The following is an 18,021-nucleotide window of genomic DNA, read 5'->3' on the forward strand; positions in this document are numbered from 1 at the left end:
TAATTTCTATTTTACCATTTTCTCCTCTTTCATTAAATGCATAGTTTTATCAGGATGATCCGTAACAACAAAGACTTCTTGGACCGAAGAACTAGTCTTAGCCAAGACTTTAATTCCTGTTGGTGTATTATATTTTAATTGTAAATAAGGCTCCATTCCACTACCACTACGTCGATTAATACGTCCTGGAATAATACTTTTAATTGTTTTTAAAGTCGCTAAATCTTCTAATAAAGGTAGTATATCTTCAATTATAGTATGTTCTTGTTTTATCTTATTAATTCGGTACTTCCCACCCAAAATTATCACTCCTTTCGCAATAGTCTCCTAACCAATAATTTTATTTATACTAAATTTTATCATATATAACTAGTATGATAAAGCTTTCACATAATTAATTATACTTAAATTAACGCACATGATACCTAGCATATGTATATTTCTATATATAATAAACAATTACCTGCTTAATTTTGTCGAAAAATTACCAGTATTAATTTTATTAACTCTCCAAAGAATAATGTTAGAATATCAATAAAAAAGGAGTTGAAAATTTTATGTTTAATCATGACAAGGAATTACTACACGAAGTTAAAGTAGACCAACCTAACCCTGCTTATGCTGCTATGTTACAGGAGCAGTTAGGAGGCGCAAATGGAGAACTAAAAGCGGGCTTACAGTATTTCTCACAAAGTTTCCGTATTCAAGACCCAGAGATTAAAGATGTTTTCTTAGATATTGCTGCTGAAGAGTTCAGTCATGCTGAAATGGTTGCTCAAATGATTACTATGCTAAATGGACATGATGTGGCTAATACTAATGATACCGTTGGCCAAATCGAATCACAAGTTCTTGGTGGTCTTTCCCCAATGCTAGCTAATGCTTCTGGAACCCCTTTTACTGGCAACTTCATTAACGTTACTGGTGACATTGCTGCTGATATTTTATCTAATATTGCAGCTGAGCAGCGTGCTAAAGTTGTTTATGAGTACCTCTATCGCCAAATTGACGATCAAGGAGTAAGAGAGACTATTGATTTCTTGCTTAATCGTGAAGAGGCTCATAATGCTTTATTTAGAGAAGCACTAAATAAAGTACAACAGAATCAAAATTCATCTAACTATGACTTTGGAGTTACTGAAGACTCTAGGCTTTACTTTGACTTATCTACCCCAGGTAGATATTTTGATAATCCTAACCCTACTCCTCCGTCTTTCAGTGACCCACAAGGCGATACTCAAACCCATACTTTTAATGACCCTGGCATGCATTAAAAGGAGTATAATAAAAACAAATCAAGGGCGATATGCTTAATTGAGCATATCTACCCTTGATTAATCTAATCCTAAAGCTTCTTTTTCATTTGTAATCACTCGTAAAACTTCTTCTTTTGCCGGACCACCTATAGAACTTCTTGCATCTACAACAGCCTCTAAAGCAATCTTATCATAAATATCACTAGTAAACTGATTTGAAAATTGCTGCCATTCATCTAATCTTAAATCAGATAACTTCTTCTCTTTTTTTACACAATGGAGAACCGTCTTCCCTACCACTTCATGGGCTTCTCTAAATGGTAGACCTTTTTCAACTAAATAATCAGCTACATCAGTTGCATTAGTAAATCCATCTTCAGCTGTTGCTTCTACTCTTTCTTTCTTAAATGTTGTTTTAGATAACATCCGAGCAAATAATTCTAACGCTCCGGTTAAGGTATCTACAGTATCAAATAATCCTTCTTTATCTTCCTGCATATCTTTATTATAAGCTAGTGGTAATCCTTTCATCACGGTTAAAAGTTGCATTAAATGACCGTAAACTCGCCCCGTCTTACCTCGAATTAGCTCAGGAACATCGGGGTTCTTCTTTTGTGGCATAATACTACTACCTGTACAGAATGCATCATCAATATTAACGAAATTAAACTCCTGTGAAGTCCATAAAACTAATTCTTCACTAAACCTACTTAAATGCATCATCAATATTGAAGATGCAGATAAAAATTCAATTACAAAGTCTCGGTCACTAACTGTATCCAAACTATTCTGACTCACTCCATCAAATCCTAGTTCATCAGCTACAAATTGACGGTCAATATCAAAAGTTGTTCCAGCTAAAGCACCTGCTCCTAAGGGTAAAACATTAGTCCTTTTATAACAGTCAATAAAACGTTCATAATCTCGTTTTAATTTGCTATAATAAGCTAATAAATGATGTGCTACTCTAACTGGCTGGGCTCGTTGTAAATGAGTATAGCCTGGCATTATAACATCAACATTCTCTTCAGCTAAGTTCAATAATACTTTTTGTAATTTCTCAATTAATCCTTTAATATCCTCAATTCGATCTTTAAGATAAAGACGCATATCGAGAGCTACTTGGTCATTTCTACTCCGAGCAGTATGTAACTTTCCTCCTACCGCGCCAATCTTATCAGTTAACCTCTTTTCAATATTCATATGAATATCTTCTAAAGCAACTTCAAACTCAAATTCACCGGCTTCAATCTCTTCTAAAATTTCTTTTAATCCAGCGATAATTTGGTCTTTTTCTTCTTCAGTCAAGATGTCACAATGGGCTAACATCTTTACATGAGCAATGCTTCCTTGAATATCATATCTATATAATCGTTTATCAAACCCAATTGAGGAAGTGTACTCTTCTACTAATTGGTCTGTTTCTGCTTCAAATCTACCTCCCCATAATTTCATATCCTTCTTCCTCCTTATCATCTTCGGAACCTTCAGTATTCAATTCTTTACTAATTACTGCTCTTGTGTAATCAGCATCTTCTTTTAAATCAACAACCTTATAACCTAAACTTTTATAAAAATCAAGTAAACCTTTTAATCTATAAGCAGAGTATAGAGTAACTCGCTTGCCGCCTTTAGCTTTAACTCTTGCTTCTACTTCATTAATTAACCTCTGACCAACATTTCGATTTTGATATTTAGCTAATACACCTAGCCTACTTAAATAAAATGTCTCTCCATCTGATGAATGATAACGAACTGAACCAACAGGTTTATTATTTAAATAAGCAATTAATATCTCTTTCTTTTTAATCTCTCTTTTTACATCTTCTCTAGTTTCCAATAAAGCTGGCGTAGTCGGAAAGAGAGATGGATCATTATAATGTTGAAAAGCTCGTTTAGTTAAGTTAAATACCAAATCGCTATCAGCTAGCTCTGCTTTCTTAATTTTAATATCCATGCTCTCTTCCCTCCTTATTTTAAAGTTTAAACTATTATTCATTATTGACTTTACCATGCACCTTTAATGGCAACCCAAATAATTCAATAAAACCGATTGCCGCATCGTGATTAAATGTATCTGATTTCTCATAAGTAGCTAAGTTCTCTTGGTATAATGAGTTATCAGATTTTCTACCAACTACTGTAGCATTTCCTTTATATAATTTTACTCTAATAGTACCGTTTACATACTGCTGAGTGCTATCAATAAATGCATCTAATGCTTCTCGTAAAGGTGAGAACCACTGACCATAATATGTTAACTCTGCATACTTTTCAGAAATTAATTCTTTATAATGATAAGTCTCTCGATCTAAAACTAAGTCTTCTAAATGTCTATGAGCATCTAATAAAACCTCTGCCGCTGGTGCTTCATAGATTTCACGCGACTTAATTCCTACTAATCTATTTTCAACCATATCTACTCGACCAACACCATGTTTAGCAGCAATCTCATTTAACTCATTTACTAATTCAACTGGCCCTAACTCTTCGCCATTAAGTGCTATTGGCTCACCATTTGCAAACGTAACCTCTATGTATTCTGCTTCATCTGGAGCATCTTCTGGAGCAGCCGTAATCTGATAAACCTCTGCAGGTGGCTCAGCCCATGGATCTTCTAAAATTCCACATTCAATACTAATCCCCCATAAATTACGATCAATACTATATGGATTTTCTTTCGTAGCTCCTACTGGAATATCATTCTCATTAGCATAATCGATCTCTTCTTCTCTAGAGCCAAATTCCCATTCTCGTAATGGAGCAACAATCTTGATATCTGGATCTAAAGCATGATATGACACATCAAACCTAACCTGGTCATTACCCTTTCCTGTACAGCCGTGAGCAACAGCATCTGCACCTTCCTTCTTAGCAATCTCAATCATCTTCTTAGCAATTAATGGTCGTGAATAAGCTGTAGCTAATGGATATTTCCCTTCATACTTAGCTCCTGCTTTAAGCCCTTTAAAAGCATAGTCCTTCAAAAACTCTTCTTTTAAATCTTCAATATATATCTTGCTGGCACCTGTAGCCAATGCCTTCTCTTCTAAAGGCTCTAAATCTTCATTCTGTCCTACATCAGCGGCAAATGCAATTACTTCGGCATCATATTCATCTTTAATCCATTTAATTGCTACCGATGTATCTAACCCTCCTGAATACGCTAAAACAATCTTATTAATATCTTTCTTACTCATTATGACTCCTCCTTGAATATTATTATATTTTATCTATCTCTTCTAATCTATTCATTAATTATAGATCTTTTCCTTCATTATCTGCCATTAATTTTGCCATTATTGCCTTTTGTACATGCATTCTATTCTCTGCTTCATCAAAAACAACTGATTGTGGTCCGTCGATAACTTCATCAGTCATTTCCTGTCCTCTATAAGCAGGTAAACAATGCAAGAATATAGCATCATCTTTAGCTGTACTCATTAACTCTGTAGTTACTTGATAGCCATCAAAATCCTTCATTCTAGCTTCCTTCTCATCTTCATCCCCCATACTAGCCCAAGTATCGGTATAGACTGCATCAGCATCTTTAACTGCTGCCTCTGGATCGTCAATAATCTCTACTTTACTACCACTTTTCTCTGCTTGTTTCTTCGCTTTAGCGATTATTTCTGAATTAGGCTTATAATCATCTGGAGTTGCTATGGCAACATCCATTCCTACTTTAGTAGTTCCTAATAATAATGAATTAGCTATATTATTTCCATCGCCAAGATAAGCTAGCTTCTTGCCTTCTAAATTCCCTTTCTTCTCTTGAATAGTATATAAATCAGCTAAAATCTGACAAGGATGTAAGAGATCAGTCAATCCATTGATAACTGGAACTGTTCCCTCTTCAGCTAACTCCTCTACATCACTATGGTCATAAGTTCTAATCATAATCCCATCAATATATCTAGATAGAGTCTTAGCCGTATCACTAATTGACTCTCCTCTTCCTAACTGAATATCGTTAGAACTTAAGAATAAAGCATGCCCCCCTAATTGAAACATACCTGTTTCAAAAGAAACTCTAGTTCTTGTTGATGATTTTTGGAAGATCATCCCTAAAGCCTTACCTGCTAAGATTGGATGATCAACTCCATTCTTTACTTCTTCCTTTAGTTTATCTGTCAATTCAAATATTCCCTCTATATCCTCAACTGTCAAATCCGCAACTGTTAATAAATGATTCTTCATTACCTTTCACCCCTTGCATCTAGCTTTTTTATAATTATACATGCTATAGAATAATTATGCAAGGGGTTTTATGATTTTATTTGAAATTATATTCATTAATAAAATTTTCAACTCCAATTCTTGTTTTTGGGAAATCAATACCCTGCCTCTTTACTTTGCTACAATCTAACCTAAGGTCTCTTGGCTTATTAGCACTATATTTTTCATAATCAGGAATCAATATTCTTTCAGTCTTCTCTTCTGGCATTTGCAACTCTTCAAAAATCAACTTAGTAGTTTCATATCTACTTAATTCATTTTCACTGCCAAAGTGGTAGGCACCATAAGGTAATTTAAAAACTTCTTCAATATTCCCAATCAAATCGTATACATACGTCATTCCTCGATATTCATTAACAGCAACCTTAATCCCTTCATTCCTCAAGATAGCATTGAAGACTTGACTAAATATATTACTCCCCATCGGCATCTTACGTTCATAAGCACCATAAACCCAATTAAATCTTAAAATCCATAATTCATCTATAACTTCACGTAGTTTTTCTTCTGCTTTTAATTTTGTTTTTCCATATGTAGTATTAGGCACAGGATTATCCTCTTCTATATAAGGGCCAGTCTTTTGATTACCATTAAAGACTTGCTCTGTCGAGTAGAATACTAATTTAGCACCAATTTCTGCTGCTATCCTACCGATATGAACCGCACTTTTGGTATTAACTCGATAAGCTAAATCAGGATTCTCTTCACAGGTATCAGTAGCCGCTATTGCTGCCCCATGTAAAATAATATCTGGATTCTCTTTTTTCAAAATTCTTTCTATCTTTTTGAAATCAGTAATATCGGCATCTTTCCTAGTTAAACCAACTATCTCATACTTATCTTCATAATATCGTTGTAAACGAGAATTAATAAATCCTGTTGCCCCGGTTAAAAGTAACTTTGTCTTTTGCTTCATTGTTTGTTTCAACTCCTTATTATTCATCATTCAAGTTGCTTGCATCTTCAATTGATTATACTTATAAACTAATTATTTAACTGATATTACTCTATTATTTTGAAACTACATCAATTTCTTCTGTTGTTAATTCATAAATATTATAAACCATTCGTTCTATCTGTTGCTCAATCTTCTCAATACTAAATTCTAATTCTTTAATCTTCTCTTGGGTCTCATTCCAGTCACTAACTATTCTTTTTACTATCTCATCTTGATTATAGTTAGATATTTCAATCTGTAAAATTTTTTGAATTAAACCCCCACTAAATCTATTCACTTCTTCTAGCTTCTCATCACTCAAGTTCTCAAAATAATACTTAATATACTGTTGTTTAGCTTCATCTTGAACTTCAAATTTTATCAGCTCATACTTCCTATTACTCGTTTTATCAGCATAAAGCGTTAAAATAGAATCTTCAATATTAATCGTCATTGCTCTAACTTTACTTGCCCGACCAGAATAAACTTTATCATAAAACGAATTATCCTTTCCTACTATATCTGCTAATTGCAAACCACCTTTAGAAATGTGTCCATTAATTAAATCTATAAAGCTGGTATTCTTTAATTTATTTAATACCTCATATAGCTCTAATAACCTATTAACTAAATTAACAAACTCTTCTTGCTTCTCTTTTTCCAATTCCAAAATAGGAAACTTCTCTAAATGATGATTCTTTAACTGTGGCATTGACTCTAAATTAGTAACTAATCGGGTTGTATAGTAAAAACTGAATAATCTACTATTCATTAAAGCTAATATATATTTTAAGTCATATTCTTGTTTAGGCTCATAAAGAAAATATAGAGACTGTTCAGGGAAAACCCCACTATCATCATAAGTAGCAATAATACTTCTCCCTGTCTTTCTTAAGAGTACCTTTTCTGGAAATGATAATTTTTCTTCATCTCTTGTTCTTCCAGTAATATTTTCATCTTTAAATTCAAAATAATGACATCCTTTAATCTGATATCGACCTATATCTTCTCCTTTATAAACTTTAAGCTGTTCTTTAGATTCTTTTGTTTCAGCTATTTTAAAGGCTTTTCCTCCGAAACCAGAAGTAGATTTAACAATAGAACTTAACAAGATGCTTTTTTTATTCTCTTCCATTTTACAGATAATATTATAAGCTTCTTGGTTATCAAAATAATCAAACGTAAAATTATCATGACATAAATAATCTTGCTGTTGAATCTTTAAGTAATCATTTCCGTATGATTTTACTTCAATTATATGATCTTTTTCAGGTTTTGACTTTTTAATAGTATAAACCATTGTATCAGTCGTAATCCTTGGGAAGTCAACCCTATACATTAATTTCATTAAAGTATAATTCTTTAATATTTTTTCTCGCAAATTAACAAATTGTTGGTTAAACCCTAGTCGATCTGGCACAATAAAAGAATGAACTCCCCCATCTTTTGTTAACTGTAGTGATAATTTAACAAAGTACTCATATAAATTCGGCATATAAGTATTAGATTCATATCTGTTTATTAAGTAATCTATTTCACCTTCAGAAATTTGATTAGCAAATTTTCCAGTTAGAGAGACCCAAGGTGGATTCCCTAAAACTATGTCAAAGCCTCCATTATCCATAATTTGAGGAAATTCCTGATTCCATTTAAAAGCTTTATCTCCAGCTATCTCTTCATCTTCAATTAGCGAATTCCCAACCTTAATATTGCTATCAAGACTAGCTAAAGATTGATTTTGGCTTGCTGTTTTTAACCATAAGGATAACTTAGTAATCTCTACTGCTTCTTCATTAAGGTCTACACCATAAATATTATTCTGTAAAACTTCTTTCTGTAAAGGAGTTAAACTAAAGATACTTCTTTGTCCATATTCATTCCTAAGAAAGTCAATCTTTTCATAAACTTTTTGATACTCTTCTAATAAATAATCAAAAGCTTGAGTTAAAAAAGCCCCTGATCCACAAGCGGGATCTAAGACTTTAACTTTCTTTAGCTGCTCTTCATATTTTCTATAAAATTCTAAATGTGCTGCTTTATACTTTTCTTTTAACTGAGCTGTAGATGCAGAATCAACATCTGGTAAATCACTCTCTCCTAACTCTTCTCTAACTTTCTTCAAATATACATCAATCGAATTCTTTACTATATATTTAGCAATATATTCTGGCGTATAAAAGATACCTGTCTTCTTCTTTTGAGTAGCCTTAACCTCGTCTTCATCACTGAAAATATTAGCTTTTAGCTCTGCAATATCAGTAATAGACTGCTCAAAGATATGCCCTAAGATATTAACATCTAAATCATTATTAAAATCATAATCAGCAATTTGCTCTATTAGTTCAAAAAAATCATCTTTAATTAATAATCCATTTAAAACTTTATCTTCTTTAAATAATCCTCCATTATAAGCATTAATATTATATTCTGAACTTCCTTGATCTATAGCTTTAAAAAGTCCTCTAATCTCATCCCAAACCGGTGTCTTGCTGATTGTAAAGGAATTATTAGCTCTCTGAATTACTTTTTGTAAAATATTAGCTGGTAATAATCCTAAGTCTTCACAAAAACAGATAAAAATAATCCGATCTAGTACTTTTTGGGATTTTTCTAATAAAACCTCTTCGTCACAATTAGAATTATACTCTTTTAAATGTTTAAATAGTCTTATTCGCGTCTCTTTATATAAATTATAGAATTCTACTACTATATCTTCCATAACTAGAAATATCAACTCCCTTATTTTAACACTACTATGATTTATTCTTTAATCTTTACCAAATTTCCTTTAGACATTATAAAACCGAAACTAAAATTATAAAATTTACTTACATAAAAATTTATAACTTAGAAAAAAATAAAAGAGACCTAAAAGTAAGAAGGAGGTGGCCTCGATGTCTAAAATCAAATGCAATGTAGAAGAATGTCAGTATAATACAAGTGACTTATGCCAAGCTTCTACAATTCAAGTGAAAGAAGGAATGCAAGATCATATGATTAGTACTTCAGATGATACTGCATGCAAAACTTTCACACCTAAAACAGATTTAAGTTAATCATATCAAAAAACTCCTGGTTAGAAACCAGGAGTTTCAAATTATGATTATAATATTTTCAATCATTCTCTTGCTTTAATTTACTGACACTTGCTTATAGACTAAGCTAAATATTTATCCAATGATAAGACCTGAAAGTTATCTAAGTCTTCTTTTAACATCTCTACTAAAGCTTTAGCCGTACTAATCGAAGTCAAACACGGAACATTATATTCAACTGCTGTTCTTCTTATCTGAAACCCAGTTCTATTAGCAATCTTACCTCTAGTAGGAGTATTGATTACTAAATCGACCTCATTCTCCTTAATCAAGTCAAAAACATCTTCACCCTGACTATGCTTAAGTACAGTTTCTATTTCAATCCCTACTTCAAATAACTTCTTAGCCGTATTAGTAGTCCCAATTAAACTAAAACCTAATTCAATAAGCTCATTTGCCAAATCAATAGTCGCTTCCTTATCTCTGTCAGCTACTGATAATAGCACTTTTCCTCCCTGTGGAAGATTAAAACCTGCTGATAAGATAGATTTATATAATGCTTTTGAGAAAGTAGTGTCAGTTCCCATTACCTCCCCAGTTGACTTCATCTCCGGACCTAAAAAGATATCTACATCAGCTAACTTTTCAAAAGAAAATACTGGTGATTTAACAGTGATTAATTCTGATTCTGGTACTAAGCCATATTCGTAACCTAACTCCGGAAGTTTCTTCCCTAACATCGCTTTAGTAGCTAGTTTCACCATCGGCACTCCTGTAACCTTACTTAAGATTGGAATCGTTCTACTAGCCCTTGGATTAACTTCTAATACATAAGGCTTACCTTCCTGGTCGATAACAAATTGTATATTTACTAACCCTTGTACTTCTAACCTTCTTGCTAACTTAACCGTATAATCAACAATCTCATCAATCTGCTTCTGACTTAAGGTCTGTGGAGGATAAACAGCCATGCTATCGCCTGAATGAACCCCTGCTTTCTCAATATGCTCCATAATTCCAGGGATCACTACATTCTCACCATCAGCAATTGCATCTACCTCTACCTCTTTACCAAGAATATACTTATCAATTAAGACTGGATGCTCCGGAGAAGCCTCTACTGCTAACTCCATATATTCTAGAAGTTCTTGCTCTTTATAAACAACCTCCATAGCGCGCCCACCTAGTACATAAGAAGGTCTAACTAATAATGGATAGCCTAAATCTTCTGCAATTTCTAAAGCCTCATCAGTTGAAGTAGCTGTAGAACCTTCCGGATACCTAATCTCTAATTCATCTAACACTTCACCAAACTTCTGTCTATCTTCTGCCAAATCTATACTCTCTACGGAAGTTCCTAAAACTTTTACTCCTCTTTCAGCTAATGGTTTAGCTACATTAATTGCTGTCTGTCCTCCAAACTGTAAGATTACTCCTTTCGGGTCTTCTCTATCGATGATATTCATTAAGTGCTCCGGGGTTATCGGTTCAAAGAATAACTTATCTGAAGTATCATAATCGGTACTAACAGTTTCTGGATTATTATTAACAATTAATGATTCTATATTCTCTTCCGATAGAGCCTTTACCGAATGGACACTGCAGTAATCAAATTCTATTCCTTGTCCGATCCTAATCGGACCAGAACCAACTACTAATACACTATCATTCTTAGAATCGAAAGTCTCATCTTCTAACTCATAAGTAGAATAATAGTAAGGGGTAGCAGCTTCAAACTCTGCTGCACAGGTATCTACCATTTTAAATACCGCTTCTACTTCTAACTCTTTTCGTTTAGTTGATACCTCTTCCTCATTAGAGCCTATTAAGTCAGCAATATAAGCATCAGAAAAACCATTCCGCTTCAGTGTTCTAAATTTATCTTTATCTAATTCTTCTAAGGTAGTATTCTTTAAGTTAGTTGCTTCCTCTACTAAATACGCTACTTTAAAGAGAAAGAATTTATCGACTTCGGTAATTTCAAATATCTCTAGTAAATCAAATCCTCGCTTAAGAGCCTCTACAATAATAAATAGCCTTTCATCAGTTGGTACTGCTAACTCCTCTTTAATCTCGTCATCGGATAAATGACTAAAATCAGCAGAGATTAAATCAATATCGGTATCTAACGAATCAATCGCTTTCATCATAGCTTCTTCAAAATTTCTCCCAATTGCCATTACTTCGCCAGTTGCTTTCATCTGAGTAGCCAAATCTCGATCAGCAAAACTAAACTTATCAAACGGCCATCTTGGAATCTTAGCTACTACATAGTCTAAAGTTGGTTCAAAACAAGCAGTAGTCTCCTTAGTAATTGAATTTTCTATTTCATCTAATCTCAACCCAATAGCGATCTTGGCTGCTACCCTAGCGATCGGATATCCGGTTGCTTTTGATGCTAAAGCACTAGAACGACTCACTCGTGGATTAACCTCAATTACACAATATTCTAAGCTATTAGGATTTAAAGCAAACTGAATATTACACCCACCTTCAATTTCTAACTCTCTAATTATCTTTATTGAAGCTGAACGTAACATCTGATATTCTAAGTCTGCTAAGGTTTGACTAGGTGCTACCACTATACTATCTCCGGTATGAATTCCGACTGGATCAAAGTTCTCCATATTACAAACGGTAATGCAGTTATTATTACCATCTCTTAAAACCTCATACTCGATCTCTTTCCAGCCTTTAATACTTCGTTCAATCAAGACCTGACTAATCGGACTATTATTTAGACCTCGACTCACTATATTCTCTAACTGTTCTTGATCATCAGCGATTCCTCCGCCGGTACCACCCATTGTATAAGCTGGTCTAATTATAACTGGATAACCAATCTTTGCTACAAATTCTTCTGCCTCTTCTAGGCTACCTATTATCTCGCTTTCTGCCACCGGCTCTCCAATCTTCTGCATGGTACTTCTAAATCTATCTCGGTCTTCAGCCTTTTGAATAGAATCTAAGGAAGTACCTAATAGATTAACTCCTGTTCTTTCTAAAACTCCAGCCTCTGCTAAGTCTACAGCTAAATTAAGTCCGGTCTGCCCTCCTAAAGTCGGTAAAATACCATCAGGCTCTTCAATTTCAATTACTCTCTCTACAAAATCTATAGTTATCGGTTCTACATAAACCTTATCTGCTATATCAGTATCTGTCATAATTGTCGCTGGATTACTATTAACTAATACTACTTCTATTCCTTCTTCTCTTAATGCTTTACAGGCTTGTGTTCCAGAATAGTCAAATTCGGCTGCCTGCCCAATAATAATTGGACCGGAGCCAATGACTAATACTTTATTTAAACTTTTATTTTTTGGCATAAAGAATCCCCTCCTAAGCTGCTGAATCAACTAGTAGTTTAATAAATTCATTAAACAAATACTCTGAATCATTCGGTCCTGGTGCTGCTTCTGGATGATACTGCACCGAACAGATAGGTAGCTGTCTATGCTTCATCCCCTCTATCGTCCCATCGTTTAAATTTTTATGGGTAACTATAATTTCTTTCGGTAACGAATCTGCTTTAATAGCATAACCATGATTCTGGGAAGTAATATATACTTGCCCAGTACTCAAATCTTTAACTGGATGATTCGCTCCTCGATGTCCGAACTTAAGTTTATAAGTATCAGCCCCTAAAGCTAAACCAAGAATCTGATGTCCAAAACAGATCCCAAATAGCGGCACTTTCCCAACTAACTTCTTTACTTCTGTTACAACTTCTGGTACATCTTTAGGGTCGCCTGGACCATTAGAAATGAAAACACCATCAGGATTAATTTCTAAAATCTCATCAGCCGATGTTTCTGCTGGTAAGACAGTTAGCTTAACATTACACTTTCTAAACGACTCTAAGATATTATTCTTAACTCCTAAATCTAAGACTGCAATATGATATTTAGCTTGGTCAGTAATAGCATCTAAGGAGTATTTCTCATTAGTAGTAACTTCATAAACTAAATCACTACCTAAACTACTTGCCTTTGCTTTCTGAATTAAGCTTTCTGGATTTAAGTCCTCAGTTGAAATTACTGCTTGCATCATTCCATGATCTCTAATATGCTTTGTTAAAGAGCGAGTGTCAATTCCTTGAATGCCAACCACATTATGATGCTTTAAAAATTCTTCATCCGTCTCTTGACAACGCCAATTACTAGGATAATTACAACTCTCTCTAACTATAAAACCACTAACTTGTGGTTCTTTAGATTCATTATCTTCATCATTAATCCCATAGTTACCGATTAATGGATAAGTCATATTCACAATTTGACCGCGGTAAGATGGGTCAGTCATCACTTCCTGATAACCGGTCATACTAGTATTAAATACTACCTCACCATCTACCTCACCAGTAGCACCAAATGACTCGCCAATAAAATATGTGCCATCTTCTAAAGCTAAAATCGCCTTCATACTATCCCCTCCATCTATTTAAGTTAAGTTTTTAACAGAATTGGTTATTGCTTATTAATTGTTGTTAATAATTATACATCATAATGTATAAAGATGCAAACGTATTATTAAATTTTTACAAAAATAAAAAGACACCACTGAACTGGTGTCCTCTATTCTAATATTTAATTATATATTATTAATAAATTACAACTAAAAAATATTCAAATTTATTTTCTCGCCATAATAACTTGCCACTTTAATTGATAAGTCAGCCTAATTTACAATAATTTCCTCTCCTACAATTAATCTTCTCTTATATACAGTACTTCTCCTTCTTCTAAGACTTCTTTATAAAGCATAGGTCCTAATCTAGTTTCAGGAGTTAGTTCATCAGGAGTAAATACAAAAGGATTAAAAGGCAATTTACGGTTAGTAATTAAATTAGAAACTACTGTTCCACGTTCATAACTCCTCATCTCAGTTTCTTTAACAATTAACATATTAATCATAACCTGATTAGTTCCAAAAAGAATAATCTTATCCGGTTCATACTCTTCTTTAATTATTTCTGTAATACGCTCAACCTCACTTCTATACAGATCCGTTGTAGACATCTTATCTCCTCCCTAATCTTTTAAATAATATTATCTTAAATTAGAATTATTTTCTATGAAGAATATCACAGAGATTAGGTAAATTTATCCTTGTATGAATTATAAATTTATAAGGAGAATAATAATAACATCTAAAAAAGAAGGAGCTAAAAATGATAATGAATTATTTTATTGGATTTCTATTAGCATCATTAGCACAAGCAGGAATAGTTTTTACTGGTGAAAGTCTTAATATATCAACATTAAACCCTAAGTTTTCATTAGGTCAACTTTTAATACACATTATCGTTGGACAAATCGCAGGTTGGATTCTAGTTTATTTAGTCAATAATGTTAAATCTATCGCCTCTTTAAGCAAATGGTTAATAGGTATAATATATGGTTTTTTAGTATGGGTAATTGTCTTACCTATTGCCGCCAGCCAAGGAACGATAACTACTACTTGGATGCAAGGAACAAACTTAATCATCTCATTAACTGCGTTTTTACTATTTGGAATAATAGTCGCTTATACAGTTTATCTAGGTCAAAGAGCTACTACTAAATAACTTCTTTATTAAAAAAGACGAAGGCATACTACCTTCGTCTTTTACATTAATGATATATTATTATGAAGCTATTTCCATACTATCTTCTTCCATTAATTCATCAGTTTTAGCTAATCTAGTTACTTCTTCAAATTCATCTAAAATCTCTTCATCTTCTTGAGTAACAAAAGTATTAACAATCAAAATAGTCAAAGCATTAATAATAAAACCAGGTACTATTTCGTACATAGTAGCACCTAAACCGATCTGCTTCCAAACTACCAAAACAATAGTTCCGGTAACCATTCCTGCTAAAGCAGATTTCCAACTTGTCTTTTTAGAAAAGAGCGCAAATAAAACTATCGGACCAAAAGCAGCCCCAAATCCTCCCCAAGCATAGGCAACAAGACCTAAGACGGTATTATTAGGATTTAAAGCTAAGAATAAAGCTACTATCGCAATTAAGATTACACAGATTCTACCAATCTTCATTAATTTCTCTTCCGACGCTTCCTTATTTATAACTTTTTTATAAAAATCCTCAGTCAAAGTAGAAGATGAAACTAATAACTGTGAATCTATAGTAGACATAATTGCAGATAAAATAGCCGCTAATAAGATACCACCAATCCATGGGTTAAATAATTGCTCAATCATATAGATAAATACTTTCTCATTATCTCCACTAGCCAAATTTTCAAACATAGGAATCGAAATAAGCCCTATAATCACTGCCCCACCTAAAGAGATAAAGACCCAAACAACAGCAATAGTCATTGCTTTTGGAAGCTTTTTAACTGATTCAATACTCATAAATCTAGCTAAAATATGTGGCTGTCCAAAATATCCTAATCCCCAAGCCATAGTTGAAATAGTAGCCATAATAGAAAACTCTTTACCAAATAAACTAGTTGAAACACCTTTAAGATTCATTGCACTTGTAATTTCAGTCGCTCCACCTACATAATTATAAGCTAAAAAAGGCACAACTATTATCGCACCAAACATAAGTAATCCTTGGAAAAAATCAGTCCAACAGACTGCCATAAATCCACCTAAAAAAGTATATAAAACAATTATTAATCCGCCAATAAGTACCGCTAAAGTATAATCAATACTAAACATCGATTCAAATAGCTTACCAGCAGCTACTAATCCAGACGACGTATAAATTGTAAAGAATAATAAGGTTATAATCGCTGCTATAATTCTTAATAATCCTGTTGGGTCTTTAAAACGGTCTTCAAAAAATGATGCTAAAGTCATTGAATCTGTCTTTTCAGTATACATTCTCAACCTAGGAGCAACAAACTTCCAATTTAAAGCTGTTCCAATAAATAGACCGATAGCTATCCATGCCTGTCCCATTCCACCTATGTATATAGCGCCAGGTAGCCCCATTAATAACCACCCACTCATATCACTTGCCTGAGCAGATAAAGCAGTCACCCAACTACCCATGCCTCGTCCACCTAATAAGTAATCTTCAATATCAACTGTCTTCTTATAAAAATAAAGTCCAACTCCCATTAAAAAGATAAAATAAAATATAAATGTTATTAAAGTCTGCATCTTAATCATACTTCTTTATTCCTCCCTGCTAAAATAAAAATTATATGATATTAATGATAACATAAGTCATCTTTTTATTCAAATCTATTTATAATTATAAACTTGTTTCCCGTTTATTACTAAACTATCTCTTCTTCAATAATAAGATCAACCTTTTCATTTAAATCAATTGTTATTGGCTCAGGTAATTCTTCATCATCATGCTTTAAAACTTTAATTACCGGTCTTGAATTAGCATGTTTTCTAGCTTTAATAACTACACCTTCATACCCATTATTTAACTTAACTTTTGTCCCAACCGGATAAGGAGTTAAATAATTTAAAAACTCTTCCATCAATCTATCATCTAGTTGCTGTTTAGTTATCATCGTATATAGATATTCAATCACTTCTCTTATACTACAAGCAGGTCTATAAACTCTATCACTGCGCATAGCATCAAAGACATCAGCAATAGCAACTACTCTTCCGAATTCATGAATCTCTTCTTGCTCAATTCCTAAAGGATAACCCGAACCATCACATCGCTCATGATGCTGATAAGCAATACGTGCTGATAATTCATCAATATCAGTATGCTTTGTTAAAAGACTATATCCATAAACAGTATGCTTCTTCACTACCTCAAACTCTGCATCTGATAACTTCGCTGGTTTATTTAAAATTTCAGCCGGCACTAACGCCTTACCGATATCATGCAAAAAAGCACCTATTCCTAATAATTTCAATTCCTCTTGAGTATAATTTAAACTTTCCCCAAGAATTAAAGAAAAGATAGTAACATTAACTAAGTGAAAGAATAACTCATCTTCTAACTTTCTAATATCTCGCAAATTAATAATTATATCACGATTATTCCTGATATCCTCTAAAATTTCCTCAACTAAATTGATAATCTTTTCAGGTTGAATTAATCTACGAGACTCTTTATTCAAATTAACATTTTTTAAACACTCTTTAGCTATAACTACTGCTTCACGTTTGATTTTATCCGAAACTATTTCTTCAACTTCTATATCATCTTTTAATTTCTTATCTTTAACATAAATATAATTTATATTTAATTCCTTTAATTTTTCTATGTAATTTTTGGTTAATTTAATATCTTTTTTAAGTAAAATTTTGTCATCAGCAGTATATATATCCTTAGCTAATTTAACGCCAGGGTCTAACTTTGTAACTTCGGCTAAATACATTATTGTCAACCCCCATTGCTACAAATTAAAACTCTATTTTCATTTTATGTATTCTATACAAACAATAACCTTTTCACTTTGCTTTACTATATAATTCTATATTAAATTATATTTACCTGCAATTTATGTGCTGAAAATCACTAATGAATTGAGCTATAACCATTCATTACTACCAAGTTAGATTTCTAATTTATTAAGAATCATTTATATTTAATACTTTACAATTACGTAAGAGTTAGTT

General features: G+C 32.9%; 15 protein-coding genes. 3 read left to right on the plus strand and 12 right to left on the minus strand.

Features of this window, described 5'->3' with window-relative positions; translation table 11 throughout:
* Window positions 1–6: 6 nt before the first annotated feature.
* Entirely contained in the window at window positions 7–300 is a 294-nt protein-coding gene (locus BM077_RS00360; RefSeq protein WP_089746964.1) for a DUF2103 domain-containing protein, read from the minus strand.
* Window positions 301–557: 257 nt separating this feature from the next.
* Between BM077_RS00360 and BM077_RS00365 the strand changes: the two genes are divergently transcribed.
* The gene (locus BM077_RS00365) at window positions 558–1,274 is read left to right on the plus strand and encodes a manganese catalase family protein (protein WP_089746966.1); all 717 of its coding nucleotides are present in this window, start codon (window positions 558–560) and stop codon (window positions 1,272–1,274) included.
* Window positions 1,275–1,334: 60 nt separating this feature from the next.
* Here BM077_RS00365 and argH read toward each other — a convergent pair whose 3' ends face one another.
* From argH to BM077_RS00395, 6 genes are all read right to left on the minus strand, one after another.
* Window positions 1,335–2,711, minus strand: coding sequence for an argininosuccinate lyase (gene argH, locus BM077_RS00370; RefSeq protein WP_089746968.1), 1,377 nt, complete (start codon window positions 2,709–2,711; stop codon window positions 1,335–1,337).
* Entirely contained in the window at window positions 2,692–3,213 is a 522-nt protein-coding gene (locus BM077_RS00375) for a GNAT family N-acetyltransferase (protein ID WP_089746971.1), read from the minus strand. Before BM077_RS00375 ends, argH begins: the two co-directional genes overlap by 20 nt.
* Before the next feature lie 34 nt (window positions 3,214–3,247).
* Window positions 3,248–4,456, minus strand: a complete 1,209-nt coding sequence (locus BM077_RS00380; protein ID WP_089746973.1) for an argininosuccinate synthase — start codon at window positions 4,454–4,456, stop codon at window positions 3,248–3,250.
* Window positions 4,457–4,514: 58 nt separating this feature from the next.
* Window positions 4,515–5,456, minus strand: a complete 942-nt coding sequence (gene argF / locus BM077_RS00385) for an ornithine carbamoyltransferase (protein ID WP_089746975.1) — start codon at window positions 5,454–5,456, stop codon at window positions 4,515–4,517.
* A gap of 76 nt (window positions 5,457–5,532) precedes the next feature.
* Window positions 5,533–6,411, minus strand: a complete 879-nt coding sequence (locus tag BM077_RS00390; protein WP_176941566.1) for an SDR family oxidoreductase — start codon at window positions 6,409–6,411, stop codon at window positions 5,533–5,535.
* A gap of 94 nt (window positions 6,412–6,505) precedes the next feature.
* Entirely contained in the window at window positions 6,506–9,151 is a 2,646-nt protein-coding gene (locus BM077_RS00395; RefSeq protein WP_089746979.1) for an Eco57I restriction-modification methylase domain-containing protein, read from the minus strand.
* A gap of 175 nt (window positions 9,152–9,326) precedes the next feature.
* On the opposite strand from BM077_RS00395, the gene BM077_RS00400 reads away from it, so the two are divergent.
* A complete protein-coding gene (locus BM077_RS00400; protein ID WP_089746980.1) occupies window positions 9,327–9,488 on the plus strand; it encodes a DUF1540 domain-containing protein in 162 nt (53 codons plus the stop codon).
* Between the two features lie 101 nt (window positions 9,489–9,589).
* Here BM077_RS00400 and carB read toward each other — a convergent pair whose 3' ends face one another.
* From carB to BM077_RS00415, 3 genes are all read right to left on the minus strand, one after another.
* The gene (carB, locus tag BM077_RS00405; protein WP_090003369.1) at window positions 9,590–12,793 is read right to left on the minus strand and encodes a carbamoyl-phosphate synthase large subunit; all 3,204 of its coding nucleotides are present in this window, start codon (window positions 12,791–12,793) and stop codon (window positions 9,590–9,592) included.
* A gap of 13 nt (window positions 12,794–12,806) precedes the next feature.
* On the minus strand, window positions 12,807–13,889 hold the full coding sequence (gene carA / locus BM077_RS00410) for a glutamine-hydrolyzing carbamoyl-phosphate synthase small subunit (RefSeq protein WP_089746984.1): 1,083 nt from the start codon (window positions 13,887–13,889) through the stop codon (window positions 12,807–12,809).
* A gap of 284 nt (window positions 13,890–14,173) precedes the next feature.
* Window positions 14,174–14,485, minus strand: coding sequence for a hypothetical protein (locus tag BM077_RS00415; RefSeq protein WP_089746986.1), 312 nt, complete (start codon window positions 14,483–14,485; stop codon window positions 14,174–14,176).
* Between the two features lie 158 nt (window positions 14,486–14,643).
* Here BM077_RS00415 and BM077_RS00420 point away from each other — a divergent pair, with 158 nt between their 5' ends.
* Window positions 14,644–15,033 (plus strand): hypothetical protein, encoded by a 390-nt coding sequence (locus tag BM077_RS00420; RefSeq protein ID WP_143018593.1) that lies wholly within the window; start codon window positions 14,644–14,646, stop codon window positions 15,031–15,033.
* A 60-nt stretch (window positions 15,034–15,093) separates the two neighbouring features.
* Here the strand turns inward: BM077_RS00420 and putP are convergent, their stop codons facing one another.
* Both putP and BM077_RS00430 read right to left on the minus strand, forming a co-directional pair.
* Window positions 15,094–16,593, minus strand: a complete 1,500-nt coding sequence (putP, locus tag BM077_RS00425) for a sodium/proline symporter PutP (RefSeq protein ID WP_089746989.1) — start codon at window positions 16,591–16,593, stop codon at window positions 15,094–15,096.
* A 110-nt stretch (window positions 16,594–16,703) separates the two neighbouring features.
* Window positions 16,704–17,780: an HD-GYP domain-containing protein gene (locus BM077_RS00430; protein WP_089746992.1), complete on the minus strand. Its 1,077-nt coding sequence runs from the start codon at window positions 17,778–17,780 to the stop codon at window positions 16,704–16,706.
* Window positions 17,781–18,021: the final 241 nt, after the last annotated feature.

Origin of the sequence: Candidatus Frackibacter sp. WG13 (assembly GCF_900114655.1) — a bacterium.
Lineage (GTDB): Bacteria > Bacillota > Halanaerobiia > Halobacteroidales > Acetohalobiaceae > Frackibacter.

What these genes read in the sequence shown, in the direction of transcription:
- putP (WP_089746989.1), bottom strand. Translation starts at nt 16,593, where the DNA reads ATGATTAAGATGCAGACTTTAATAACATTTATATTTTATTTTATCTTT.
- BM077_RS00420 (WP_143018593.1), top strand. Translation starts at nt 14,644, where the DNA reads ATGAATTATTTTATTGGATTTCTATTAGCATCATTAGCACAAGCAGGA.
- BM077_RS00365 (WP_089746966.1), top strand. Translation starts at nt 558, where the DNA reads ATGTTTAATCATGACAAGGAATTACTACACGAAGTTAAAGTAGACCAA.
- BM077_RS00380 (WP_089746973.1), bottom strand. Translation starts at nt 4,456, where the DNA reads ATGAGTAAGAAAGATATTAATAAGATTGTTTTAGCGTATTCAGGAGGG.
- BM077_RS00400 (WP_089746980.1), top strand. Translation starts at nt 9,327, where the DNA reads ATGTCTAAAATCAAATGCAATGTAGAAGAATGTCAGTATAATACAAGT.
- BM077_RS00395 (WP_089746979.1), bottom strand. Translation starts at nt 9,151, where the DNA reads ATGGAAGATATAGTAGTAGAATTCTATAATTTATATAAAGAGACGCGA.
- carA (WP_089746984.1), bottom strand. Translation starts at nt 13,889, where the DNA reads ATGAAGGCGATTTTAGCTTTAGAAGATGGCACATATTTTATTGGCGAG.
- BM077_RS00375 (WP_089746971.1), bottom strand. Translation starts at nt 3,213, where the DNA reads ATGGATATTAAAATTAAGAAAGCAGAGCTAGCTGATAGCGATTTGGTA.
- BM077_RS00415 (WP_089746986.1), bottom strand. Translation starts at nt 14,485, where the DNA reads ATGTCTACAACGGATCTGTATAGAAGTGAGGTTGAGCGTATTACAGAA.
- argH (WP_089746968.1), bottom strand. Translation starts at nt 2,711, where the DNA reads ATGAAATTATGGGGAGGTAGATTTGAAGCAGAAACAGACCAATTAGTA.
- BM077_RS00390 (WP_176941566.1), bottom strand. Translation starts at nt 6,411, where the DNA reads ATGAAGCAAAAGACAAAGTTACTTTTAACCGGGGCAACAGGATTTATT.
- BM077_RS00430 (WP_089746992.1), bottom strand. Translation starts at nt 17,780, where the DNA reads ATGTATTTAGCCGAAGTTACAAAGTTAGACCCTGGCGTTAAATTAGCT.
- argF (WP_089746975.1), bottom strand. Translation starts at nt 5,456, where the DNA reads ATGAAGAATCATTTATTAACAGTTGCGGATTTGACAGTTGAGGATATA.
- carB (WP_090003369.1), bottom strand. Translation starts at nt 12,793, where the DNA reads ATGCCAAAAAATAAAAGTTTAAATAAAGTATTAGTCATTGGCTCCGGT.